21 protein-coding genes and 1 pseudogene are annotated in these 23,343 nt (G+C 70.3%); 15 read left to right on the top strand and 7 right to left on the bottom strand.

Annotated features, from left to right (window positions below):
* Positions 1-745: 745 nt before the first annotated feature.
* Positions 746-1,306 carry a hypothetical protein gene (locus QIT00_RS24475; RefSeq protein WP_282537529.1) on the top strand — a complete coding sequence of 187 codons (561 nt, stop codon included), beginning with the start codon at positions 746-748 and terminating at the stop codon, positions 1,304-1,306.
* Positions 1,307-1,529: 223 nt separating this feature from the next.
* Here the strand turns inward: QIT00_RS24475 and QIT00_RS24470 are convergent, their stop codons facing one another.
* The gene (locus QIT00_RS24470) at positions 1,530-2,405 is read right to left on the bottom strand and encodes a DMT family transporter (protein WP_282537536.1); all 876 of its coding nucleotides are present in this window, start codon (positions 2,403-2,405) and stop codon (positions 1,530-1,532) included.
* A gap of 58 nt (positions 2,406-2,463) precedes the next feature.
* Positions 2,464-3,294, bottom strand: a complete 831-nt coding sequence (locus tag QIT00_RS24465; protein WP_282537528.1) for a DUF998 domain-containing protein — start codon at positions 3,292-3,294, stop codon at positions 2,464-2,466.
* Positions 3,295-3,447: 153 nt separating this feature from the next.
* On the opposite strand from QIT00_RS24465, the gene QIT00_RS24460 reads away from it, so the two are divergent.
* The 3 genes and pseudogenes from QIT00_RS24460 to QIT00_RS24450 all read left to right on the top strand — a co-directional run bounded on the left by QIT00_RS24460 (position 3,448) and on the right by QIT00_RS24450 (position 5,813).
* On the top strand, positions 3,448-3,615 hold the full coding sequence (locus tag QIT00_RS24460) for a hypothetical protein (RefSeq protein WP_282537527.1): 168 nt from the start codon (positions 3,448-3,450) through the stop codon (positions 3,613-3,615).
* A gap of 153 nt (positions 3,616-3,768) precedes the next feature.
* Positions 3,769-4,736 (top strand): annotated as a pseudogene (pip, locus tag QIT00_RS24455) (prolyl aminopeptidase).
* Between the two features lie 534 nt (positions 4,737-5,270).
* Positions 5,271-5,813 carry an RICIN domain-containing protein gene (locus QIT00_RS24450; RefSeq protein WP_282537526.1) on the top strand — a complete coding sequence of 181 codons (543 nt, stop codon included), beginning with the start codon at positions 5,271-5,273 and terminating at the stop codon, positions 5,811-5,813.
* 109 nt (positions 5,814-5,922) lie between these two features.
* Here QIT00_RS24450 and QIT00_RS24445 read toward each other — a convergent pair whose 3' ends face one another.
* Both QIT00_RS24445 and QIT00_RS24440 read right to left on the bottom strand, forming a co-directional pair.
* Positions 5,923-7,623, bottom strand: a complete 1,701-nt coding sequence (locus QIT00_RS24445; RefSeq protein ID WP_282537525.1) for a bifunctional metallophosphatase/5'-nucleotidase — start codon at positions 7,621-7,623, stop codon at positions 5,923-5,925.
* Between the two features lie 293 nt (positions 7,624-7,916).
* Positions 7,917-9,626 (bottom strand): CocE/NonD family hydrolase, encoded by a 1,710-nt coding sequence (locus QIT00_RS24440; protein WP_408909842.1) that lies wholly within the window; start codon positions 9,624-9,626, stop codon positions 7,917-7,919.
* A gap of 125 nt (positions 9,627-9,751) precedes the next feature.
* Between QIT00_RS24440 and QIT00_RS24435 the strand changes: the two genes are divergently transcribed.
* The 4 genes from QIT00_RS24435 (at position 9,752) to QIT00_RS24420 (ending at position 13,108) form a co-directional block, all read left to right on the top strand.
* A complete protein-coding gene (locus tag QIT00_RS24435; RefSeq protein ID WP_282537524.1) occupies positions 9,752-10,468 on the top strand; it encodes a TetR/AcrR family transcriptional regulator in 717 nt (238 codons plus the stop codon).
* A gap of 242 nt (positions 10,469-10,710) precedes the next feature.
* Positions 10,711-11,094: an effector-associated constant component EACC1 gene (locus QIT00_RS24430; RefSeq protein ID WP_282537523.1), complete on the top strand. Its 384-nt coding sequence runs from the start codon at positions 10,711-10,713 to the stop codon at positions 11,092-11,094.
* Positions 11,091-12,728 carry a caspase family protein gene (locus tag QIT00_RS24425; protein WP_282537522.1) on the top strand — a complete coding sequence of 546 codons (1,638 nt, stop codon included), beginning with the start codon at positions 11,091-11,093 and terminating at the stop codon, positions 12,726-12,728. The genes QIT00_RS24430 and QIT00_RS24425 overlap by 4 nt, the downstream gene beginning before the upstream one ends.
* Before the next feature lie 137 nt (positions 12,729-12,865).
* A complete protein-coding gene (locus QIT00_RS24420; RefSeq protein WP_282537521.1) occupies positions 12,866-13,108 on the top strand; it encodes a hypothetical protein in 243 nt (80 codons plus the stop codon).
* Positions 13,109-13,369: 261 nt separating this feature from the next.
* Here the strand turns inward: QIT00_RS24420 and QIT00_RS24415 are convergent, their stop codons facing one another.
* A complete protein-coding gene (locus tag QIT00_RS24415; RefSeq protein WP_282537520.1) occupies positions 13,370-13,885 on the bottom strand; it encodes a transglycosylase SLT domain-containing protein in 516 nt (171 codons plus the stop codon).
* A gap of 675 nt (positions 13,886-14,560) precedes the next feature.
* On the opposite strand from QIT00_RS24415, the gene QIT00_RS24410 reads away from it, so the two are divergent.
* The 4 genes from QIT00_RS24410 to QIT00_RS24395 all read left to right on the top strand — a co-directional run bounded on the left by QIT00_RS24410 (position 14,561) and on the right by QIT00_RS24395 (position 17,743).
* Positions 14,561-15,529 carry an SIS domain-containing protein gene (locus QIT00_RS24410; protein WP_282537519.1) on the top strand — a complete coding sequence of 323 codons (969 nt, stop codon included), beginning with the start codon at positions 14,561-14,563 and terminating at the stop codon, positions 15,527-15,529.
* A complete protein-coding gene (locus tag QIT00_RS24405) occupies positions 15,522-16,487 on the top strand; it encodes an ROK family protein (protein WP_282537518.1) in 966 nt (321 codons plus the stop codon). The genes QIT00_RS24410 and QIT00_RS24405 overlap by 8 nt, the downstream gene beginning before the upstream one ends.
* Positions 16,487-16,795: a 1-phosphofructokinase family hexose kinase gene (locus QIT00_RS24400; protein ID WP_282537517.1), complete on the top strand. Its 309-nt coding sequence runs from the start codon at positions 16,487-16,489 to the stop codon at positions 16,793-16,795. Before QIT00_RS24405 ends, QIT00_RS24400 begins: the two co-directional genes overlap by 1 nt.
* A gap of 96 nt (positions 16,796-16,891) precedes the next feature.
* Positions 16,892-17,743, top strand: coding sequence for a class II fructose-bisphosphate aldolase (locus tag QIT00_RS24395; RefSeq protein WP_282537516.1), 852 nt, complete (start codon positions 16,892-16,894; stop codon positions 17,741-17,743).
* 60 nt (positions 17,744-17,803) lie between these two features.
* Here QIT00_RS24395 and QIT00_RS24390 read toward each other — a convergent pair whose 3' ends face one another.
* Positions 17,804-18,589 (bottom strand): DeoR/GlpR family DNA-binding transcription regulator, encoded by a 786-nt coding sequence (locus QIT00_RS24390; protein WP_282537515.1) that lies wholly within the window; start codon positions 18,587-18,589, stop codon positions 17,804-17,806.
* Positions 18,590-18,835: 246 nt separating this feature from the next.
* Between QIT00_RS24390 and QIT00_RS24385 the strand changes: the two genes are divergently transcribed.
* Entirely contained in the window at positions 18,836-19,594 is a 759-nt protein-coding gene (locus tag QIT00_RS24385; RefSeq protein WP_282537514.1) for a PIG-L family deacetylase, read from the top strand.
* 90 nt (positions 19,595-19,684) lie between these two features.
* Here QIT00_RS24385 and QIT00_RS24380 read toward each other — a convergent pair whose 3' ends face one another.
* Positions 19,685-20,917, bottom strand: a complete 1,233-nt coding sequence (locus QIT00_RS24380) for an alpha/beta hydrolase family protein (protein ID WP_282537513.1) — start codon at positions 20,915-20,917, stop codon at positions 19,685-19,687.
* A gap of 282 nt (positions 20,918-21,199) precedes the next feature.
* Between QIT00_RS24380 and QIT00_RS24375 the strand changes: the two genes are divergently transcribed.
* Entirely contained in the window at positions 21,200-22,390 is a 1,191-nt protein-coding gene (locus tag QIT00_RS24375; protein WP_282537512.1) for an NAD(P)/FAD-dependent oxidoreductase, read from the top strand.
* Between the two features lie 10 nt (positions 22,391-22,400).
* A complete protein-coding gene (locus QIT00_RS24370; protein ID WP_282537511.1) occupies positions 22,401-23,339 on the top strand; it encodes a sigma-70 family RNA polymerase sigma factor in 939 nt (312 codons plus the stop codon).
* Positions 23,340-23,343: the final 4 nt, after the last annotated feature.

Below are 23,343 nucleotides of genomic sequence, written 5' to 3'. Positions count from 1 at the left end.
GCCAGAAACCGCCCTCCCGGCCCACGGCCAGACGGAACCACCTGCCTGATCACGGACATGCAGACCAGGACACAAGGTTCCACAGGAAGGGACACCTGCAGGGAAACACGTCCGCCAGGCGGCAGACCGCACAGACGCACGGCCCAACCGCAGGACAGGACGCCGAGGTCGGCGCCTCCCGCTCCGCGTGCCGACCCCGACGACGCACGGCGCACGGCGCACGGAACATCGTCGGCGACCGGCGGGCGGTGCCCCGCACCGGATACAGGCGACAAAACCCGGCCACGAGCGCAGCCGCACAAACACTGACACTCCACCCTCAGTGACTCCCACCCCCACAGCGGCAGTTGAATGAACGACGACCAGGAACAGCACGATCGCCAAGACGAGGGAACCGAGTGTGTTGACGTCGGCTCGGAGCAAAGTGAGGCGCGGCCATGTCCCGGGCCCGAGACCTGCGGAAGGTCTCCACCCCACGCGATCCGGCACAGCTCGCGCCGTTCGTGAAACGGCGGAGGCGCGAACCCGAGACGAACACTTCCACCGCGGCAGCACCGCCCAGGCTGAGGGTTGACCTTGTGGGAGGGCATCGATCGTGCATCCGCCGGGCGCGTCAGCCCGTACGGCGTGAGCGGGCACTCGGGCCGCTCTGCTGTCGGCTGTAGTGCTGGTCCTTGGGAGACGGCGCACGCCTGTGTGATCGAATGGCTGTTGATCCGGGGCTTCGCGAGGGGAGTACGAAGGCATGTCGACGGTCATACCCGTGCCTGACAACTGGCAGCCGCTGTTCAGCAGTTGGGATGCGCTCCGGCACGGCTACGGCGGGGACCAGGACGAGACGGTGAGCGACTGCGCCCGGCGGCTGGACACGGCGGTGGCGGGGGCGGAAGACGATCCTCTGCTGTTCTGGACGTTGGGCCTGTTGATGCTCGCCCCCTACGTGGCCTTCGGCAAGCCCGGCCCGGGTGTCGAGGAGAAGGTCGTCGCCGTACTGAGGCGGGTCGCCCGCGGTGATGACGGCATGGCGTGTGCGCACGGCTGGCATCCGTACGAGGTCGACGTGGATGATGTGCTCGAGACGCTTCCCGCCGACCTGGAGGTGTTGGGCTCCCCGGTGAACCAGGTCCTCGACGACCTGCTGCCCGAGGACCTGCTTCCCGAGCACTACCTGGATGCACTTGAGGACGAGGAGGCCGAACCCGGGAACCTCTCCGGGCCCGAGATCCTCGCCCGCTGGCAATGCCCGCGTACCGCGCCGGGGTTCGCCCGCGCAGCCCTCGACTACCTGGGCGCAACCGTCCGGTGAGGCGACGGCCGGGCGGGTAGCGATGTACTTCATTGGCCACATTCGGGGGTACGCCGACACCTGTCGCTGCGGTCATGAAACGTCCCCCCCCATACCCGGTGTGGGCCCGGTGGGGCGTCCTGCGTCAGGGCATCAACGCCCTGCGGCCCTTGTGTGCGGCGTGACCCGGTGGGGTGTGACTAAAGTCCGTAGCTGCCAGCAGAGTTGCTCACGCGCGGTGTGCTCATTCGTCGTCGGATTCGGTGGTTGTGCGGGTTGCCAGGACCGGTAGGCGTGCCAGGAGCAGGATTCCGTATGCGGTGAGCAGGGCGCTGGCCGTCGTCGGCAGGAGCCACCAGCCGGTGCGGATGCGGTCCGCTGTGAAGGTGATGCCCAATGCCAGGCTGGCACCGGCTTCGCCCAGGGTGACTGCGGGCTGGGAGGCGGTGAGAGGCCCGGCCTGCATGGCGTGGGCGAGCAGCAGCAGGGCCAGGCCGCCCGAGGCGACGCACATGTACGTCTGCCAGGCCGTCGCGAGCGCGGCGGCACCGCGGTCGGACAGCTCGGTCATGGCCGCTTTCATGAGCAGTGCGGTCAGGCCGTAGGCAATGGCCGACGCTGTGGCCAACAGTGCGGCCCGCAACTTCCCCCTGGGACACCCCAGTGCGGCAGCGGTGCACAGTGCGATGGCCAGGAGCGTCGCCGTCATCGCGACGGCCCAGTCCAGCGTGCTGAGGCTATTCGATCCCTCGCGCGGTGCCGCGCAGGTCAGAGCGAGGGCGAGTCCGGCGGCGGTCAGGGTGCTGGCCCACCAGCCGCCGCGGGGCATGGCGGTGGTGGTGCACAGGTGGGCGATGACCAGCGTGAGCGGCAGTTCAAGGACAAGGATCGGCTGGACCAGGGACATCGGCCCCCACATGAGTGCCAGTGCCTGCAGGACGGCGGCGGCGCAGATGACGGGGATGCTGATGAGCCAGGTGGGGCTGTGCAGCAGGCGGTCCACGAACCGGGTGGTGAATGCCTCGGCCGCGGGAATGCGGAGCGAAGCCTGCCGTTGCAGAACGGTCGCGGCTGCGTTCGCCCCGGCAGCCGCGACCGCACACAGGACCGCCCAGAACACAGATGTCACGGGCCGGCCGGCCCGCACGGCAGGCAAGGACGCGCCGGTTGCATGGCGGTCAGCGCACCACCTTGCGTCGCTGGCGGTGGTCCTCGCGTCGGGCGGGCGTGGGTCGCTGCCCCTGGCGGCCGGGCTGCAGGGGCAGTTGACGGGCCGACGTGATGGCCGGGTGGGTAGCGAGGTGGACGGCCAGCACGATGAGCCAGGTGCCCGCGAGCATCACGTGCGCCCGCTGAGGCAGTCCGTGCCAGCCCGGGAAGCCCAGCAACGGCCCCACCGTCAGCAGCGCGGAAAGCAGTGTGGCGGGCAGCAGCCACACCCCCCAGCCGCCGACGGGATCGATGCGCTGTCCCCGCTGTTGTCTGGCGGCCCAGGTGTGCGAGCTGATCGAGGCGTAGAGGAAGAAGTGGCTCAGGGCGCTGGTCACCGTGTGAGCTGGATGAACCGGATGGCACGCAGCGTCGAGCGATGGCGCACAGGCCATGGGCAGCAGCACATCGGCGATACAGGAGAGCGCGAATCCCGCCAGCATCCACCAGCCGCAACGCCAGGCCCAGAGCGAAGGTCGCGGCAGGCAAGACCGTGCACCAGCGGCGGCCACGAGGACACAGGCCGCGCCCGCCATCTCCAGTGCGGCGAACAGCCCACGGTAGGGCTGGCCCTCTGCGTACAGCTCACTGATGTAGGCATGCCGTGGATCCAGCGGCGTCGGCACGAACAACTCCAGTACCCACGCGTTGTACAGCAGGCCGCCTGCCAGTAGCGCCCCTACGGAAACGGGCCTCACCATCGCGGTCCGCGACCACAGGCGTTCCCGCGAACGCACCGGCCTCTCGGTCGTCATGAAATCCGAGCCTTTCGCGCGCCATGCCTTGGTCGAGGAGTCCAAGCGGCCATTGTGACTGCAGACCGGGCGCGGAATCGTGAACAAGGCACCAGGTGTCGGACATCAGATCCCCGTGAGCCGAGCGCTCGTACCGGGCGGGCAGGTCATGCGTGTCAACTGCGCGGGTCGGCTCCGACCCGGGCGAGCAGCTTCGAGTTGCTGCAGCACTGCTGCCGCACACCCCGGAACCTGCTCGACGAGGACGATCGGTGGCCGCTCCTCCAGCGCTCCCTGACCGACGATGCCCTGCCTACGGACGTACGGGATGTCGGCGCGATCATCCTGATCTTCGGCCGTCCAGCGAACGGTTCCCTTGCCGACTGACGCTCGAGCAACTCGACTCGCCGAACTCCTTCGCCACTCAACCGGCATGGCATTCCGCTTCGCACCGCGCGCAACGCGACGCCGGCCGCCGCCGTCGAAGGGCATCGCCTAGCCTCGCAAGGTTGTTCTTCGCACATCCAGGAGCAGACCGCCATGGCCCAGCAGCCCTTCCCGCCGATCGAACCGTACGCGCACGGCCTCCTCGAGGTCGGCGACGGAAACCGGATCTACTGGGAGACCAGCGGCAACCCCGACGGTAAGGCGGCTCTGTGCGTGCACGGCGGTCCCGGTAGTGGGGGGCACCGCGGCAGTCGCAAGATGTTCGACCCCGAGGTCTACCGGATCGTCCTGTTCGACCAGCGCGGCTGCGGTGAGAGCCTGCCGCACGCTCCGACCCGACCGTCGGCCTCGATCACAACACCACCGAGCACCTGATTGCCGACATGGAGCGGCTGCGTGAGCACCTGGGCATCGAGCGTTGGCTCCTCTACGGCGGCTCCTGGGGCTCGACGCTGATTCTCGCCTATGCCGAGCGCTACCCCGAGCGGGTGTCCGAGATCGTCATCGTCGGCGTCACCATGACCAGGCCCGAGGAGACCGATTGGCTCTACCACGGCATCGGGCGCCTGCTGCCCGGCCCTTGGGAAGCGTTCCGCGACGCGCTGCCGGAGGCAGACCGGGGCGGCAATCTCGTGACCGCCTACAACCGGCTGATGAACGGCACGGACGAGACCATCCGGGTCAGGGCCGCGCGGGACTGGTGTGCTTGGGAGGACGCTGTCATCGCCCACGAGGCACTCGGTAAACCCGGTGCGTACAGCGACAAGCCCGACGACGCGCTGATGGCCTTCGTCCGGATCTGCGCGCACTACTTCGCGAACGACGCCTTCCTCGAGGACGGGCAACTCCTGCGTGATGCGGGCCGCCTGGCCGGGATCCCGGCGGTACTGATTCACGGCCGGCTCGACCTGGGGAGCCCGCTGAAGACCGCGTGGGAGCTGGCCAAGGCGTGGCCGGACGCGGAGCTGCGAGTGATCGACGACTCGGGCCATACGGGCAGTCCCGCGATGCAGGACGCGATCCTTGACGCGACTGAGCGGTTCGGCAAGGACAGGCGGTGACTGGCTCCTTCGGCGTTGGCATACATTTGCGGATTGCTGAATTTTCTGCACGGGCGAAATGAGGCGTCGGTCGTTGATGACGTGACTCTGTGACGGATGCTCGTGGTCACGAAGAACGCGGACCTGGGCAGCGCGTTGTCCCAGTTCGCTGTCCCAGTCCCCCTGATCGCTGACCACCAGGTCACGTGGGGCGTGCCCAGGTGTACCCGCATGATCGTTTCGCCCCGGACCGCCTGGTCGGGCAGAACCGTTACCCCTTTCGGCCACTCGCGTGACGTCGGCGATTTTCGAGCGTTGCGTGGTTCGCGGCATGCATAAATATGGCGTCGGGTCACGCGCCGGTGCGGTTCCCCGCCGGTCGACCCGATGCACGACCCGGCTTGTGACCAGGTTCACGAGCCGAAGTCGGCCCGGAACGGCCGGGCGTCCACCGGCAGAAGGCGCGGCCCTCGGTCCCCTTGATGTGCCGTCAACTCCTCCATACCGCCCGGCCTTGCCCGGAACCATTCCTCACCGACCAGAACGGAGCACCCCATGCGACGTCGTCTCGCCACGACCCGCCACGAATTCGCCCAGGACAGGTCCGCACCACGCCGGGGCGCTACCGTCGCGCTGCTTGCCGTCCTGGCGGCAACGTTCTCGCTGGCCGCGGGTTCGGCCACGTCCACGGCCTCGGAGGCCCCCTCCCCGGCGCACCTGCTCAACCCGCACTCGGGGCTGTGTCTGAACGTGAAGGGAGGAGGTGACTCGCCCGGGACGCCCACGGAGATCTGGGAGTGCGACAACAAGGCTTCTCAGCAATGGGTCATCCGTGAGGACGGCACGGTCTACAACACGGCCACCGCGATGTGCCTCAGCGTGGAGAACAACAGCACGCACGAAGGCGCCCGTACCGAGATCTGGAAGTGCACCGGCGACGAAGCCATGCAGTGGGAGTACCGGGAGGACGGCACGTTGTACAACGCGAACTCCAGTCTGTGCCTCAACACCCGGAGCCACCGCACCACTCCGGGCACACCCACCGAGATCTGGCACTGCGACAAGAGCCGTTCGGAGCGGTGGGTGATGCACCACTAGGTCTGCCCTCCTGCCCACGACCGCGCGCCGGGACCCGCCCCCTCAAGGGCGAGCCCCGGCGCGCGGTCGTGGCGCGTTGTCGTGGACGAAGCCGGGTGCGTGCGGCCGTCTACCTGCCGGTGAAGGTGATTCGTCCGGGGGCCGGCGGTGCCAGGGGTGTTTCGGCGGTGGAGTGGTGGCCGAGGTAGTCGACCAGTGCGTCCAGGTCCGGGATGTCGCCGCCTTCGCGGTCCGTGCCCTTCGTGAAGGTCGTGAAGCCGTTGCCGCCGTCGGCGAGGAACTCGTTGGCGGTCACGCGGTAGGAGTCGGTGGGTCGTACGCGCTTGCCGTTCACCTCGACCGTGTCGACGAGGAGCCGGTCGGCGCCGGTGCGGGACATGTCCACGGAGTAGCTGAGTGCCGACGACAGCTGCAGGAAGCGCGGGGCCTCGGCGTTGGTGCCGCTGAACTGTTCCTGCAGGACGTCGATCAGCTGCTCGCCGGTGAGCGTCATCGTCCACATGCGGGTCCCGAACGGCTGGGTGCGGTAGGCGTCGGCGTAGGTGACCGCTCCGTCGCCCTTGTGCACGAGGTCGGCGCGCAGGCCACCGGGGTTGAGGAGGGCCAGGTCGGCGCCGTGTCCTCGGGTGGCCTCCGTCTGCGCGTCGGCGATCAGGCTGCCGAGAGGCTTCTCCTCCTTCGTGGAACCGCGGCCCGGAATGTCGGCGGAGATGTACCCGACGATCCGGTTTGCGGCAGCCGCCGAGCGGTCGCGCCAGGTCTCGACCAGTTCGGCCATCGCGGGCTGCTTCGGGGTGGTGACGGGCACGACGTGATTCGTCGCGCGCACCGACTCGCGGATGACCTCGCCCTCGCCGTCCAGGCTGAAGCGCAGGTCGGTGAACGAGCGGCCGAAGGAATCGGCCTGCGTCACCATCCGGGGCTGCCCGGCGGGGTCCGTGACGGTGCACTCGTACGAGTCGTGCGAGTGGCCGCTGACGATGAGGTCCACCGCGCTGGGCGTCTGCTCGGCGATGGTCTTGATCCGGCCGCGCAGCCGGGAGCCGGGCCCGTCGGTGTCGCAGCCGCGTCCGGCCACCCCGTTGGTGGTCTCGCCCTCGTGGATCAACAGGACTTGGGCCTCGACCCCCTGCTGTTTCAGCTCCTTCGAGTAGCGCTGGATGACGGCGCGTTCGTCGTGGAACTCCACGTCGCGGACCGAGGAGGCGTTGATCGCCTCGGGTGCGGTCCTGGTGACCAGGCCGATGAACCCGATCTTCTGCCCGCCGGGCAGGGTGTTGACCGTGTACGGCCGCAACAGCGGTTCGGTGCTGCCCTTGCGGGTCACGTTGGCGGCGAGATACGGGAAGTCCGCACCGTCGTAGGCGCCGCCGGGTGCGCAGCCGTCGGTGGGGTGGCAGCCTCCGCCGTCCATGCGCTTCAGTTCTTGAGGTCCTTCGTCGAACTCGTGGTTGCCGACGGAGCTGACGTCGAGCCCGAGTTGCTCCAGGGCGTGCACGGTCGGTTCGTCGTGGTAGTACGCGGACACCAGCGGGCTGCCACCGATCATGTCGCCGGCCCCCACGACGAGGGAGTTCGGCCGGCCCTCGCGGACCGTGTCCATCAGCGTGGCCAGTTGTGGCAGCCCGCCTGCCTGGACGCCCGCCCCGCCGCCACGCTGCACGCGCCCGGCCGGCCCCTCGACGGGGTCCAGATTGCCGTGCAGGTCGTTCAGCGCGAGCAGTTGGACGGGTACTTCCTCGCCCGGAGCGGTCCGTTCGGCCCCGGCGGCGGTTGCGGAGGCGGCGGGCACGCACAGGACGAGCCCCACCGCGGCCGCACCGTAGCCGAAGAGTGTCCGCTTGAGGCGCGAGGAAGGGCGGGAGGCGGAAGCGAGTGCGGAGGCGAGGACGGGGGCGGAAGCGGAAGCGGAAGCGGAAGCGGAGGCGGAAGCGGAAGCGGAAGCGGAAGCGGACGTGGTGCGGATGGTGGGCGGAGGAGGAGCCACCGGGCCATTCGAATTGTCTGACATGCGCCGAACTTAAGTATCGCCCGGACGTTCCCTTGTCGGACACGCCATCAACTTCGGCGACTCCTCCGAACAGAAGCGCGCGCTCTGCCCAATCAGCCGGTCCTTGCCGGACTGAGCCCGGCGCTGTGTGCACGTACCGCAAGCGTCAAGGCGGAGTCCGCGTGGAACGTGATGTGCACGGGTGTGAAGCTCGTGGCGTCCACCGGTGACTGCCCGTTGCCGGGGTTGCGGGTGTAGCGCGGATGGGCGCCTCCGCTGATCTGCCAGCGGAGGCGGTGGCCGACGGCGAAGCGGTGGGCGCTGGAGCTCATCGGCACGGTGATCTGCGAGGACGCCTGCCCATCGGTCTCCAACCGGCCCAGCCCGTCACAGACGTTGACGGAGCGGCCTTGGGTGTCCACGTCGCAGAGGCGGCTGAAGACGTTGGCGTGGCCGGTGTCCGTGGAGACGGTCAGCCGCGCGGAGACCGGCCCGAGGATGTCCAAGGGCTCGGTGAGCGGAGCGCTGGTGAAGGTCAGTACGTCCTGCCGCGCCTCCACGCTGTCGTTGTCGCGAGGGCCCGCGGTACGGGAGAGGAGAGGGCCTCCCAGGGACGGGGTGGGGTCGCGTGGGTCGTAGCAGAGGGACGTCAGTGGTGCGGAGTCGGTCGGAGCCTGCTGGGTGAGGTGTCCCTGCTCGGTGGGGAACCACCGCGTGGCCGTGGTGGGGGGCGGCCAGTGGTCGAGGTCCTGCCAGATGTCTTCGCCTCCGATGTGCACGCGCGCCCTGGCCGGACGGAGCCCTGAGGGCTCGTCGTACAGGTGGGCGCGCAGCCAGGCGAGGCTCTCGGTGAACACCTCGGGCCATCCCCGCTGCAAGGCGGAGGTGTGGGTCCAGGGGCCGATGAGCAGGGAGGTCTCGCATCCGGCCTGGCGCAGTCGGTCGTACTGTTCGAGGGTTTGGTCGAGCAGCGCGTCGTGCCAGCCGGTGATCAGGCTCGTGGGTACGTCGAGTTGCTCCGTCGCCTTGGCCAGTGACGCGCCGCGCCAGTACGTGTCCTCGGGGTCCGGATGTGTCATCACGTCGTCGAGCCAGGGCACTTCTCCCCCGAGGGCCGGGACGTACGCTCCGCGCAGGGGCTGTGCGGTGGTGACTTCAGGCAGGTGGCGTTGCAGGCGCAGGGTCGATCTCAGGAAGCGTGCCATGCCCTGGTGCTGATAGGTCATGCCGACGCCGACGGCGAGTGCGTTCTCCAGGCGTAGCGCACCCGGCGCGTGGAACAGGGCATGGGGATCGTGCAGGCCGACCTGCACGACCATCGCCTTCAGTTCCGGCGGCGGTTCCAGGGCGAGCGCCCATTGCACGTAGGCGAGATAGCTGGGGCCGACGGTCCCGAGTGTTCCGTTGAACCAGGGCTGCTCGCGCAGCCAGGCGACTGTGGCCTGGCCGTCAGGGGCCTCGTTGCGCCACAGGTCGAAGGTGCTTCCCGAACCGCCGGTGCCGCGGCAGCTCTGCACGACTACGTGGAAGCCTTGTTCGGCGAAGAGCAGGCCGTACATGGGCGACCACGGCAGGCCCCGGCCGTAGGGCGAGCGCACCAGGAGGGTGGCGAAGTTTCCCTCGGTGCGCGGGAAGTAGTGGTCGGTGACGAGCGGGCTGCCGTCGGCGGCCGGCACCTTCAGGCCGGGCTCCCACCCGACGTCGTGCCGTTTTGCCGGGAGTTGGCGCCACGTCGCCCTCATCATCCGTGCGGCCAGTGGCGGCTTCCCGGGAGGCGGTGCCCAGGTCGTCCCCGGTGCGGGACCGTGCGTGCCAGGTGTCATCGTGCACCACTCCTTTATTCCGTACGCTGTACGAGAATAAGGGATGTTTGACTGTTGATGTCTGCCTGTTGATGTTTGACTGAGGACCACAACGGCCCCGCGATGGACGGTAAGGAGCGTGGACCATGCCGCCCCACGACGCGGGCGCCGACGCCCCGGGCGTCGATCCCCAGTGGCTCTGGCTGACTTCGGCAGCGCCGCGCAGAGGCCGCAAGCCTGCGTACAGCCGCGAGGCGATCACCGCGGCCGCCGTCGAGTTGGCGGACGCGGAAGGGCTCGAAGCGGTCACCATGCGGAAGGTCGCCGCGCAGGTCGGCGCAGGCGTCATGACGCTCTACAGCTACGCCCCCGACAAGGAGACGCTGCTGAACCTGATGGTTGATCATGTCAGCGGCGAACTGCCGACTGCGGCCCCGCCCACCGGCGACTGGCGCGCCGACCTGAAGGACATCGCCCGTCTGCAGCGCACTCTCATGCTGCGACACCCCTGGCTGCCCGCCGCGCTGTCCACGCGCCGCGCCCCCGGACCCCACACCCTGGCCTTCCTGGAACGCGCACTCGCCGCCCTGCGGCCCACCGGACTGGACGGTGCGGCGAAGCTGGAGATCTTCGCCCAACTCACCGCGTTCGTCGCGGGGCACGTCACCCACGAGATCGCACAGGCCGCCGCCTCCCGATCACCGGACCGGGCCGCAGCCGAAGCCCGCTACCTCGCCAGAGTCGCCGCGGACGGCCGCCACCCGGAACTCGCCGAAGCCCTCGCCGCCCCGGGGCGCGCCCTGGCCCCCGAAGCAACGTTCACCCGATTCCTCAACCGCCTGATCGACGGCCTCGACACCTGACCGGAGGTCATCTGAGCTTTTCCCGCCCGGTATTTGCCGTGGCGAGGGCGGTGACGGCGAGGAGCCCTTGGCCTGCTGGTGGGCCGAGGCCGTCCGGGCCTTGCGGAGGTGGACGGTCCCAACAGCGGGCGCTGGCCCCGTAATGGGGGATCCGTTCATGCCAAAATGGCTGCTGCAACGAGCCCGTGGCGGCCCCCTTCGCGGTGGCCACCAGGGCACGCCAACTACGGGGAGGGCACGGCATGTCGGCTGTCGGGGAGCTGCGACTCAGCGTGGACGGGCCGGACGGTGGGGACGGTTCGGCCGAGCTGCGGTCGCTCCAGCAGTGGCTGTCGTCCGACGACGCCCTGCGAGGCCGGGTCCGCGGCTCGTTCGCCCCTCCCCGGCCGGGCCAGATGGGCGCGTCCGTCGACGTGTTGACCATTCTGCTCGGTACGGGCGGGGTGGCCGGGCTGGTGGCCCCGCTGTGCTCCTGGATCACCAGCCGACGCTCCGATGTCACCGTCAGTCTGGAGTCCGGCGACGGCCGCAAGGTCAGCCTGGACATCAAGCGGGCCGCCGACCCGGAAGCCGTCATCCGCCGGGCCCAGGAACTGTTCGACCCGGCCGATGGGCAGGGTGAATGACGGGGCGTCACTTTCCCGACGGGCGTGCCAGCCGGGCGGTGCTCATCGGCACCGGGCGCTTCACGGACCCGCACCTTCCTGACCTGCCCGCGGTCGGGGCGAACCTGTCGGCGTTACGGGACGTACTGACCGACCCGGAGCACGGGCTGCTTGCCCCCGAGCACTGCCTCGCGGTGGCGGACCCGGCGGACGCGTCCGCGGTCGGCGCCGCGCTGTCCTGGGCGGCACAGGAGGCGACCGATCTGCTGCTCGTGTACTACGCCGGACACGGCCTGCAGGACGACCTTGGCCGACTGCACCTCTCGCTGCCGCAGACCGACGCCGACCCCGAGCAGGTCCCCTACTCCGCGGTCTCGATCGAGCTGATCAAGAACCGGGTGGGCGGCGCCCTGGCCGACTCCCGTGTGCTGCTGCTCGATTGCTGCTTCTCGGGGCAGGCGGTCTCGGCGATGTCCGAACCGACGGGCCTGGCCCTCGGGCAGACCGAGGTGGCCGGCACGTACACCCTGACGTCCACGACGTCGACCGCCCCCTCCCACGCGCCCGAGGGGGAACGCCACACCGCGTTCACCGGCGCCCTGCTCGACGCGCTCGGCCGACCCGAACCACTCACGCTCGACGACATCCACCTGCACGTCGACCGCGCGCTGCACCGCCGCGGCCTACCGCGCCCACGGCGGCGTTCCGTGGGGACGACGGGGTCCCTCGCGCTGGTACGCGGCGGCGCGGGGGCGGCACGGGCGCCGGGCGCGGCGAGTGCGGGCGGTGCGGGGCCCGCCGGCGGTGAGCGTAGGCCCTCGGGCGACCGGCCGTGGCACTCCGGGAATCGGTCCGCGGACCCGGACGGTGACGCGCAGGCACCCGTCACGGGAAAGGCGCCGACATCGGCGCCGACAACCGCGCCAGCAACTGGGACGGCGAAGGCAACGGCCACGGCCACGGCCGGGCACATCATCAAGGTCGCGCTGACGACTCTCGCCGCGTTGGCCGCACTGATCCTGGCCGTGCAGTTCTTCCAGTCCAGAATCGCGGGCTACTGGGAGGATTCGGAGCGCCGCCCCTCGGACGACCAGCGCGGGAACGCCACCGCCGACGGCACGGGGACCTCGGACCAGGACGAGAACCAGGACCAGGGCAAAGATCAAGGCAAGGACCAGGAGAAGCCCGGACCGTCCGATTCCGGCGACCCGGCAGCGCCGAAGCCCGCCTTCAAGGCCGTCGTCGAGGACCGCGAACTCGCCCTGCCCGCGCCCTCCGGCAGCTCCTCGTCCGGCCCCGGCGTCGACTACGACGGACCCCAGGTCGACACCCAGGACGCCGACTACGACAACGACGAACTCCTCATCAGCAGCGTCTCCGAACGGGACGGCTGGGAGTTCACGACCACCACGGGCAAGAGCGCCGGGCGGTCCCCCGAGGAATGCCTGCGGGCGGCACAGACGAACCCGCTGCCCTCGGAGATCCCGGGCGAGCAGTTCACCGACCACATCGAGGTCGGCGACCTGCTGTGCACCCGGACCACGAAGGGCAGACTCGCCCTGCTGGAGATCACCGCGCTCACGCCCAACACCAGCCAGTACGACGATCTGCCCAGCGCGACGGGAAAGCTGACGGTCTGGACCGAGCAGAAGTGAGCGCGCGCCCGCACCAGGCATAGGGGCAGGGACGACGGCCGTCGGCGTACGCGGGCTGACCGGTGAAAAGCTGAAGAGTTTCCCCGCGATCACGGCATCGTTAGCTCCTGTGACAGGTCACCGATCAAGGAGAACCCATGCGCATCCGCGCCACACTCGCCACTGCAGTCGTAGCCGCCGCTGCCATCGTCGGCGCCGCCGGTACCGCCAGCGCCGGCGATGCCCCGACGAGCCCCCTCACCAACGGCGAGCTGCCGACCGGCCCGGTCAATGGCGCGCTGACCACGGACGGCCTGGGCGTGAGCGGGATCCCGGTCGACAAGCTCACCAAGGGCGGACTGCCCACCGACGCGGTGCTCGGTGGCGCGCTGCCGCTGTAACCCCCCGCCGCATCGCGAAGGGTCCGGGAGCTCGGAGCTCCCGGACCCTTCTGCGTGCCTGAGTCGCGTGGCGGCGGACGCAGGACGTGGGACGGGCACGTCAACAGTGTCCACTCGGTGGCTGGGCCCCCGGCCCCGCAACCACAACCACAACCACAACCACACGCAGGTGTGCCGCCTCGCCGGGATGGCCGCGGCCCGCCCCGCCGAGTATGTCTGTGAGACGCTCGCAAGCGCTGCCCTGTTCGTCGACCCGGTGGCTCAGTACGCGGAGTCGACGTTGTCAATCGAACCGTACTTGTCGGCGGCGTAGTTGGCGGCCGCGGTGATGTTGGCTACGGGGTCGGTCAGGTCGTTCGGCGTTCCGGCGACGTGGTACGCGTCGAACGTCGGCTGGATCACCTGGAGCAGCCCCTTGGACGGGGTGCCGTTCTGGGCGTTGATGTCCCAGCCGTTCTGCGCGTTGGGGTCACCGGCGGACTCGCGCATGATGTTGCGGTGCAGCCCCTCGTAGCTGCCCGGGATCCCCTTGGCCTTCATGATGTCGAGGGACTCTCGGATCCAGCCGTCGAGATTTTCGGGGTAGCTCTTCTCGGCCGCCGCTGCTGCGGCCTTCGACGCCGGAACGGTGGGTGCCGTCGGCTCGGCGGCCTGAGCGGGCGAGGGGATCAGTGTGAGGGCGGCGGCCGCGGTTCCCACGGTGGCTATCCCGGCGACAGAGATCTTGCGGAATCGCGCGGTGCGGCCGGCGCGGGTCTTCGTCTGCGTGCTGGCCATCAGGATCAAGCTCCAATGCGTACGTCATGGGTGACCGGGCGAATCTGCCCGATTGCTCCGGTTGTCCCGGAAACGACAGCCAGGGTTAGCGCCCACGAGGGAAGGGCGCAAAGATGTGACGTACTACCCCGGTACGCAGCGGGCCCCCGCCCCTGCGGTCCCCGATGCCTCAACGCCCGCACGGCCTCCGGCGCGCCTCTACTACCGCCGATAGCATGTGCGTGAGGTCATATGGGCAGGCTCACAGTCCTACCGCGGTCCAGCTTCTCCACGCAGGAGCCAGAGGCCTCCCGGCGTGGGCACCTCGGGACGGCCCCGCGTAGGAGGAGTGGCAGGGGCGGCCACGGTGTTGGCCCAGTACAACTCCCCCGTTGTCAGGTTCAGTTGGCGCAGGCCGGCCGTGCAGAAGTGGTCGCAGCCACCCGCAGAGCGCACGGTCCTGTGGCACCACCGCACTGCTCACAGCTGTGCCTGCCACGGCCGCCGCCCCGCGGGGCCTGACAGCTACTGAGTGCGCGAATCTGTGCACCACGGCGGTGTTTCAATCATTATGATGCAGGCACTGCCTTTGTTCACGCAGTCTCGCGACAGAGGGTCCACACAGGTCAGGGCCTGCCAGCGCTCACCACGTGGCAAATGGGCTGGTCTGCTCGAACCGTTCCGAAGGAGTCCTGCATGCCCGATACCCACAGCTCCCGCACCTCCCACACCTCCCGCACCGCCGCCGAGACAGCCTCCCAGCCCGGCTGCTGGCGGCAGGCCGGCGCGTCGCTCGCTCAGCACGCCGCCGAGCTGCCCCGTCGCGGCGAGCGCGTCGCGGTCGTCGGCTGCGGCACCTCCTGGTTCATGGCCCAGGCGTACGCGGCGTTGCGCGAGAGCGGCGGCCATGGGGAGACGGACGCTTTCGCGGCTTCGGAGTTCCCCACTGGGCGCGGTTACGACCGGATCCTGGCGATCTCCCGGTCCGGTACCACGACCGAAGTGCTGGACCTGCTCGGCCGAGTCCGCGGGCTGGTGCCTTCCGTCGCGCTCACGGCAGATCCCGCCACTCCGGTGATGGCGGCGGCCGACTCCGTGGTCGTCCTTGACTTCGCCGACGAGGAGTCGGTGGTGCAGACCCGCTTCGCCACCACCGTACTGGCGCTGCTGCGCGCGCATCTCGAAACGGAGAACGCCCTGCCGGCGGGCGTGCGGACTCTTGCCCAGGCGGCCCAGGACGCCGAACGGGCCGTACTCGCGCCGCTGGACGCCGAGTTGACCGGCGCCGAGCAGTTCACCTTCCTGGGAAGCGGCTGGACCTACGGGCTGGCGCTGGAGGCGGCGCTGAAGATGCGCGAGGCCGCCGGAGCGTGGACCGAGGCCTATCCGGCCATGGAGTATCGGCACGGTCCGATCAGCATCACCGGGCCGGGCCGCGTGACATGGATGTTCGGCTCGCTGCCGCAGGGGCTGGACGACGACGTCGCTCGGGTCGGCGGCACCCTCGTCGCCGGATCCCGGAGCGTGTCCGGAGAGCTGGACCCCTTGGCCGACCTGATCCGGGCCCAGCGCCTGGCCGTCGCGCTCGCCGAGGCGCGCGGCTACGACCCCGACCGGCCCCGGAACCTCACCCGGTCCGTCGTCCTGGACAACCGGGATGCCTGACCGCGCCCACGCGTGCGTGATCGCCCTGGACGTGGGCGGCACGGGGATGAAGGGGGCGCTCCTTGACCGCCGGATGCGCCCCCTGTTCACGCTGCGCCGTCCGACGCACCGTGCCCACGGACCCGACGCGGTGGTCGGACACATGGCGGCCGTGCTCGGCTCGCTCGCCGAGCGGGCTGCCGCCATGGGGTCCACGGTCCTGCGGGCGGGCGTCGCCGTTCCCGGCATCGTGGACGAGAACCAGGCCCGCGCCGTCTACTCGGCCACCATCGGCTGGCGTGACCTCCCGCTCGGCGCCGTCCTCGAACAACGCACGGGGATTCCCGTGACGCTCGGGCACGACGTACGCGCGGGCGGGAACGCCGAGCGGGTCCTCGGGGCCGCTCGCGGTGCTCGGGATGTGCTCTTCGTCGCGATCGGGACAGGTGTCTCGGCCGCCGTCATCAGCGACGGGCGGCCCGTGCGGGGCGGGGGCTTCGTCGGGGAACTGGGGCACCTCGTCTCCGATCCGGACGGCGCCGTGTGTGGCTGCGGTGTCCGCGGATGCGTGGAGACGGTGGCGACCGCGGCGGCGATAGCCACGGCGTTCACGGTCCGGTCGGGGCGTCCGGTCGAGGGCGCCGACGAGGTGGCGGCCCTCGTGGCGCAGGGCGATCCGCACGCGCTCAGCGTCTGGAACCGGGCGGTCGACACCCTGGCGACGGCCTTCGCGACCGTATCGACCCTGCTCGCGCCGGAGTTGATCGTGGTGGGCGGTGGTCTCGCCGAAGCGGGCGACCTCCTCCTGGACCCGATCCGTAAGCGTCTGGCCGACCGCCTGACGTTCCAGCGACGCCCACTCCTCGTACGCGCGGAACTGGGCGACCAGGCCGGATGCCTGGGGGCCGGGCTGCTCGCGTGGGACGCCGTGACCGGGGTGACCGGCATCCCCGCCGGAGCGGAGGTCTCTTCCCCTTGATGGTCACCGTCACGCTCAACGCCGCCCTTGATGTGACATGTGTCGTCGCCCGCGTGCTGTCAGCCCTGGGGCAGCCCACCGTGGTGACTGGGCTCTGCGGCGGCCCCACCGGGAGGCTCCTGCGCAATGAGCTGCGGTCGGCCGGTCTGGCGGAGGAGCTCGTCCCTGTCGCGGGCGACCTGCGACGCACGCTGACCGTCGTCTCCCGCGACGACGGCGACGCGACCGTCTTCAACCAGGCCGGACCACTCGTACAACCGCCAGAGTGGGCCGAGTTCACCTCGCGCTCCGTCGAACTCGTACCGTGACCCGTTCAGCGGCTGCCGTCCCGGCCCCGGTGGCCGGGGCATTCCGCGCCGACACCTGTCGCCGACTCCGTACGGCCGTATCCCTGAAGGAAGTTCATGACGATCACGCCCACCGCTGACATCGCTCTCGACGCCCGCGAGAAGACGATCGGAGTCGGCGCGTTCAACGTCGTACAGATCGAACACGCCCACGCCATCGTACGGGGGGCCGAAGCCGCGGGGCGGCCGGTGATCCTCCAGATCAGCGAGAACACCGCCCGGTACCACGGCTCCGTCGAACCGATCGGGCTGGCGTCGATCGCCGTGGCGCGGGCGGCAAGCGTCCCGGTCGCCGTCCATCTCGACCATGCCGAATCGGCCGGCCTCGTGCACGAGGCCGTCGCTCTCGGGTTCACGTCCGTCATGTTCGACGCGGCGAAACTCCCGTACGACGAGAACGTCGCGGCCACCCGCGAGATCACGGAGTACTGCCGCAGCCGGAACGTGTGGGTGGAGGCGGAGCTCGGTGAGGTCGGCGGCAAGGACGGGGCGCATGCACCGGGCGTACGCACGGACCCGGACGAGGCGCGCGCCTTCGTCGCGGCCACGGGCGTCGACGCCCTCGCCGTGGCGGTGGGGAGTTCCCACGCGATGCTCACCCGTGACGCCGTCCTCGACTTCCCGCTCATCACGCGGTTGCGTGACGCCGTGCGTGTCCCTCTCGTGCTGCACGGCTCGTCCGGGGTCGGCGACACTGACCTCGTCAGGGCCATCGGCGCGGGCATGACGAAGGTGAATGTCTCCACGCATCTGAACAAGGCATTCACCCAGGCTGTCCGCAGCCACCTGGAGGCTGATCCCCACGTGGCCGATCCCCGCAAGTACCTCGGCCCCGCTCGCGACACCGTCGCCACCGAGGTGGCCCGCCTCCTCCAGGTCCTGAGCGGGGGCTTGGGGGTGCGGTGTTGATACGTGCAGGCGCACATCTCGCGTCCACCCACCCGTGAGGGGAGACAGCGGGCACCTGCGTCACACGCGCAACACCTCGATGCCCCGACTGGAGATCTCTTCGACGATCCCGTCGGGCGCGTCCTTGTCCGTCACCAGAACCGACACGGCGCTCAACTCGCACACCAGGGCGAAGGCCCGGCGCCCCAGTTTGGACGAGTCGGCCACGACGATCACCTCGCTCGCGCACTCGGCGAGGGCGCGGTTGGCACCGGCCTCCGACTCGTCGTGGGTCGCTGCTCCGATGCGCGGGTGAACGGCGTCCACACCAAGGATCGTGTAGTCCAGTGCCAGGGCGCGGAGGACGGAGTTCACCAGCGGGCCCACCAGCTCGTAGGAGTTCGGCCGGGCCACTCCGCCGGTGAGGACGAGCTTCACATGCGGGCGGACCGCCAGTTCGTTGGCGATGTTGATCGCGTTGGTCACGACGGTCAGTGCGGGTCCGCCGCTCCCGTCGGCGGGGTCCGCCCGTACGGCCAGTTCCCGCGCCACCTCGGACGTCGTCGTACCCCCGTTGATGCCCACGGTCGAGCCCGACGGGATCAGTGCCGCGGCGGCCTTCGCGATGCGCTGCTTCTCATCGGCCTTGCGGGCCACCTTGTAGCGCAGTGGCAGGTCGTACGCGACAGCACTCACCACCGCGCCGCCTCGCGTGCGGGTGAGCAGGTTCTGCCGGGCCAGTTCGTCCAGGTCACGCCGGATCGTGGCGGCGGAGCAGCCCAGTCGCTCGGCGGCGTCGAGCACGTCGACACGGCCCTCGTCGCTGAGAATCTCCAGCAGCCGGGTCCACCGCGCATGTGCCGCCACTTGTTCCTCCTTGCTCGTAGAGGGAGTCTATCGCGCACGACTATGCGCGTAGATGCCTCATCGTGGGCACATGATGCTGCTTCTTCTGCGCATGGGCCAGAGCCGGTCCAGACGCGCAACATCCGCTGTCCGCCGCCCGCGGCGAAGTACGCGATGAGCGGGTGCCGCAGGTAGGCCGAGGCCTGCAGTGCGCCGCCTTGAGTGACGTACGATCAGGCCCCCCTCGTGCTGGAAGGCGGTCCGTCCATGTCCGTGCCGAGCCTTCTCGCGGTCTTCGCCCACCCTGACGACGAGTCATTGTCGGCAGGCGGAGTGCTGGCCCGTCACGCAGCGGCGGGCGCGCGCACCGCGGTCGTCACGGCGACTTGGGCCGCGGACACCCTGCGGGCCGCCGAGTTGGCGGAGGCGCTGGGAATCCTCGGCGCCGGCAAGCCGCGGATGCTCGGCTACGCCGATGCGCGCGTACCGCAGTCGGCCCCTGGCTGCAGGCGGTTCTGCGAGGCACCGCTCGACGAGGCAGTGCGGCGGCTGGTGAGGCACATCCGGGAATTCCGCCCGGAGATCATGGTCACCCATGACGCCTACGGCGGCCTGCCCGGCCACCCGGATCATGTGCACACCCACCGGGTGACCGTGCTGGCCGCTCAAGCGGCCGGGCTCGGACAGCTCTACCCCGATGCCGGTGCGCCTTGGCAGCCACATGCCCTTTACCTGGCCACACACCCGCATTCGGCCGTCGCGGCGCTGAGAGACGTGATCGGTGCGCGCAAGGCGGTGTACAGCGTCCCGGACGAACAGGTCACCGCGACTGTCGATGTCCGCCCATGGATGGAGCAGAAGATCGCCGCAGTGCTGGCGCATCGCTCCGAGGCGGAGCGGGGAGCCCTGCCCGGAGTGATCGCCGGCCTTCCGCCGCACGAACGGGAGCGGCTGCTCGCAACCGAGTGGTACATGCGCCACGCCCCCATCGCCCCGGCATCAGCACAGACCGAACTGACCGCCTGACCGCCTGACCGCCCGGCCACACCACCCATCGACCAGCTCGTTGAAGCCCGTTGCCCCCGGCCCGCGTGGAATCCGCTGCCGTCGCCGCGCTCAACGTACGAAGTTGATCTCCGGGAAGGACGGGGACGGCCCGGTCAGCAAGCGCTGCGGGCGGCCGCGGAGGTGTTGGTCGAAGAACGCGGTGAGGTAGGCCCGTTGGGCGGCGGTGCTGCGCTCGGAGTCCACCGTTCCGACGTACCGCTCGCGGAGCTCTGCCGGAATGTCCAGGTGCTTGTCCAGTGCGGGTACGAACGACTGCGCGTCCGTGTAACTGAAGTGGCTGCCCCGCTCCAGGCTCAAGTCACGTTTCCAGCCGGTCGAGTGGTCCCAGAACGACTGCCAGGACGGGTTGTTCAGGTGTGTCTGGCTCGCCTTGCCCATGAGCATGAAGGGACGGTCCAGCCCTTCCTCGGCCACCGGAAGGTACTCGCCGTCGTTGTACTTGAGTGTGCCGTCCATGTTGATGCCCGCGTCGATAAGGCGGTCCACACGCATCGTCTCCGCCGCGGTGGCACCGCCGCCCGAGTGGCCGTACATCCCGACCCGCCTCAGATCGAGTGCTCGGCCCAGCCCTTCGGGCAGACGGCGCCCCTCGGCATCCGGGTTTCCGCCGGCCCGCAGTACGGCGAGCTGGTCGAGGACGAAGCGGGTGTCGCGCACCCGGGTGTCCAGCATCTTCTTCAGCGCCTCGTCCCCGGACATCGGCACCTGCCGCTCGATCCGTCCGCCCGGGAACTCCACGGCGGGGGCCTCGTACGTGTGGTCCAGGGTGACCACGACGTAGCCGCGGCTTGCCAGTTCCATCGCCGTCGACGTGCCGAGCGTCCGGGAGATCTGCAGGCCCGGCGAGTACAGCACGACCGGCCGGCCGCGGCGACCCTCGACCGGAGCGGTCCTGGCCGCGTCCGTCCGGATGCCGGCCCAGTCCACCTCGCCGGGCCGGGCGAGCTCGAAGGAGCCCGACTGGTCCAGGGCGCGCGCGACGCCGGGCGGCATGTACGGCCGGCGTGGACAGCCACGCGTCGTGGTCGCCGGGTACCAGACGCTGACCATCAACTCCCGCTCCCTGTCGGTGACCCAGGGGTCGCGCCGGTCATGGTCGACCAGATGGAGTTCCGTACTCCCGACCGGCTGCCGCCCCGTCGGCTCCGGCAACTCGAAGCGCACGCCCGTGCGGGCGGTCGCGGATTGCGCGGTGGGTGGGGCATCGGATGCCGTGGCGGGTGAGCAGGCCGTCCCTGCCCCGATGGCCAGGCACAGAGCAAGCGCCGCCGCGGCAGTCATCGCTGTATGAGTTGTACTACTCGTGCGGGTTGTGCGCGTTGCGCGAGTTGTATGAGTTCGCATGCCTGCCAATCTCGCCCGGACGCAGCTCCCGCGGCATCGGACCGCGGGCGGACCCGACCCTGAGAATCCACCGGGTGCGTGACGTACCGGGGGTGGACCACGGCGGCCCACTCCCCTCAGGGGCCCCACCGGAGAGTGGTCCAGGTCACATACAGGTGCTGTCAGCAATCGAGGGGCTGTCTCGTTCAAGTGGCACGCGAACGAGACAGGAGCAACGCCATGAAGCACCGCATCGTCGTACTCGGCGCCGGATACGCCGGGGCCTTCGCCGCCGGAAACCTGGCCCGCCGCCTCTCCCCCGCCGACACCGAGATCACCGTCGTCAACGCCGGGCCCGACTTCGTGGAGCGGATGCGGCTCCATCAGCTCGCGAGCGGCCAGGAGCTCGCGGTCCGCAAGCTCGCCGACGTGTTCGCGGGCACCGGGGTACGGCTGCGTCTGGCGCAGGTCACCGGCGTCGACCCGGAGCGCAGGACCGTCGCCGTGACCGGTGAGGACGGTGACGCCGAGGTCGCGTACGACACCCTTCTCTACGCGCTCGGCAGCTCCGTCGCGCACCAGGGCGTCCCCGGCGTGGTCGAGTACGCCTTCGATGTGACCGGCCGGTCCTCGGCGCTGCGGCTGCGCGAGCGGCTTGGCCGCCTGGGCGCGGGCGGCACCGTGCTGGTGGTCGGTGAGGGGCTGACCGGTATCGAGACGGCCACCGAGTTCGCCGAGTCCCGGCCCGATCTCTCGGTCGCGCTCGCCGCCCGCGGGGAGCTGGGTGCCTGGCTCTCCCCGAAGGCCCGTCGCCATCTGCGCCGGGCCTTCGACCGGCTCGGCGTCACCGTCCACGAGTACACCGGTGTCGCGGCCGTCGAGCCGGGCCGGGCGATCGCCGAAGACGGTACGTCCGTCCCGGCCGACGTGACGGTGTGGTCGGCCGGGTTCGCCGTGCACCCCATCGCCGCCTCCAGTGGCCTGGAGGTCGCGGAGAGCGGTCAGATCGTCGTGGACCGCACCATGCGCTCGGTCTCGCACCCGGACGTCTACGCCGCGGGTGACTGTGCGTACGCGATCGGCGAGAACGGCCGGCCGCTGCCGATGTCGTGCGCCTCGGCAGGCTTCACCAACATGCAGGCGACCGCCGCGATCATCGCGCGGCTGACGGGCGGGGAGGTCCCGACGGTCGGGCTGAAGTACTACGGCAACCACATCAGCCTCGGGCGGCGGGACGCGATCTTCCAGATGGTGGACGGGGACGTCCGGTCGAAGTCCTGGTACCTGGGCGGCCGGGCCGCCGCGCGGCTCAAGGCGGGCGTGCTCAACGGGGCGGGGTTCGGCATCGCCCACCCGACCTTCGGCATGCCGAAGCGCAGGCGCCGCCTGGCCACCGTGCCCGACGGGTCCGATGTGCGGGTCGCCGCCTAGGCTGCTGCGCATGGACAGCGCGGACATCGATCGGTTCGAGGCGAGTCGGGGCCGGCTGGCCTCGCTCGCCTACCGTCTGCTCGGCTCGGCCGCCGACGCGGAGGACGCCGTGCAGGACACGTTCCTGCGCTGGCAGGCCGCGGACCGCGAACGGGTCGAGGTGCCGGAGGCGTGGCTGACCAAGGTGGCCACCCGTCTCTGCCTCGACCGGCTGCGCTCCGCGCAGGCGCGCCACGAGCGAGTGGCGGGTGCCTGGCTGCCCGAGCCGCTGCTCGACGGTGATCCGATGCTCGGCCCTGCCGACACCTTTGTGCAGCGTGAGTCGGTGTCTTTGGCTGTCCTGCTGCTCCTGGAGCGGCTCTCGCCCGTCGAGCGGGCTGTCTACGTCCTGCGTGAGGCCTTCTCGTACAGCCATGCCGAGATCGCCGGGATCCTCGACATCAGCGAGGCCGGGAGCCAGCAGCACGCGCACCGGGCCCGGAGCCGGGTCGCGGCCGAGCGTCGCCGTGCCGGAGAGGCCGACCCCGCGTCCGCGCGCCAGGTGGTGGAGGAGTTCCTCGCCGCCGCCGTGTCGGGGCGCACCGAGCGGCTGGTGGCGCTGCTCACCGACGATGTGACGGCGGTGTCGGACGGCGCCGGGCTGGCCAAGCGGCTGTTGCGGTACACGACGCGTGAGCGGGTGGCCTCCTTTGTGCGGGCCGGTTTCCGGGCCACGCCCGCGAAGCGGCGGCTCGCCGGTGGCTCGCTCGCGATGCATATCGCGTGGGTCAACGGGTCCCCGGCGGTCATCGCGGTGGTCGACGGCCGGGCGGTGGGCGCCGTGGTGTTCGACGTCAGCGACGGCAAGGTCGCGGGCTTGCAGGGCATCGCCGCCGCGGACCGGATCGCGCGTCTCAGTGCGGCCTGGCGGCAGCACGAACCCGAGGCTCCGGTCATCGACGCGTGGTGACCGG

This window comes from Streptomyces luteolus, assembly GCF_029968015.1.
GTDB lineage: Bacteria > Actinomycetota > Actinomycetes > Streptomycetales > Streptomycetaceae > Streptomyces > Streptomyces luteolus.
The sequence above is the reverse complement of the archived record's forward strand: the minus strand, read 5'-3'. Positions and strand labels throughout refer to the sequence as shown.

What these genes read in the sequence shown, in the direction of transcription:
- QIT00_RS24450 (WP_282537526.1), top strand. Translation starts at nt 5,271, where the DNA reads ATGCGACGTCGTCTCGCCACGACCCGCCACGAATTCGCCCAGGACAGG.
- QIT00_RS24420 (WP_282537521.1), top strand. Translation starts at nt 12,866, where the DNA reads ATGCGCATCCGCGCCACACTCGCCACTGCAGTCGTAGCCGCCGCTGCC.
- QIT00_RS24430 (WP_282537523.1), top strand. Translation starts at nt 10,711, where the DNA reads ATGTCGGCTGTCGGGGAGCTGCGACTCAGCGTGGACGGGCCGGACGGT.
- QIT00_RS24370 (WP_282537511.1), top strand. Translation starts at nt 22,401, where the DNA reads ATGGACAGCGCGGACATCGATCGGTTCGAGGCGAGTCGGGGCCGGCTG.
- QIT00_RS24405 (WP_282537518.1), top strand. Translation starts at nt 15,522, where the DNA reads ATGCCTGACCGCGCCCACGCGTGCGTGATCGCCCTGGACGTGGGCGGC.
- QIT00_RS24415 (WP_282537520.1), bottom strand. Translation starts at nt 13,885, where the DNA reads ATGGCCAGCACGCAGACGAAGACCCGCGCCGGCCGCACCGCGCGATTC.
- QIT00_RS24395 (WP_282537516.1), top strand. Translation starts at nt 16,892, where the DNA reads ATGACGATCACGCCCACCGCTGACATCGCTCTCGACGCCCGCGAGAAG.
- QIT00_RS24410 (WP_282537519.1), top strand. Translation starts at nt 14,561, where the DNA reads ATGCCCGATACCCACAGCTCCCGCACCTCCCACACCTCCCGCACCGCC.
- QIT00_RS24475 (WP_282537529.1), top strand. Translation starts at nt 746, where the DNA reads ATGTCGACGGTCATACCCGTGCCTGACAACTGGCAGCCGCTGTTCAGC.
- QIT00_RS24440 (WP_408909842.1), bottom strand. Translation starts at nt 9,626, where the DNA reads ATGACACCTGGCACGCACGGTCCCGCACCGGGGACGACCTGGGCACCG.
- QIT00_RS24385 (WP_282537514.1), top strand. Translation starts at nt 18,836, where the DNA reads ATGTCCGTGCCGAGCCTTCTCGCGGTCTTCGCCCACCCTGACGACGAG.
- QIT00_RS24435 (WP_282537524.1), top strand. Translation starts at nt 9,752, where the DNA reads ATGCCGCCCCACGACGCGGGCGCCGACGCCCCGGGCGTCGATCCCCAG.
- QIT00_RS24400 (WP_282537517.1), top strand. Translation starts at nt 16,487, where the DNA reads ATGGTCACCGTCACGCTCAACGCCGCCCTTGATGTGACATGTGTCGTC.
- QIT00_RS24425 (WP_282537522.1), top strand. Translation starts at nt 11,091, where the DNA reads ATGACGGGGCGTCACTTTCCCGACGGGCGTGCCAGCCGGGCGGTGCTC.
- QIT00_RS24380 (WP_282537513.1), bottom strand. Translation starts at nt 20,917, where the DNA reads ATGACTGCCGCGGCGGCGCTTGCTCTGTGCCTGGCCATCGGGGCAGGG.
- QIT00_RS24375 (WP_282537512.1), top strand. Translation starts at nt 21,200, where the DNA reads ATGAAGCACCGCATCGTCGTACTCGGCGCCGGATACGCCGGGGCCTTC.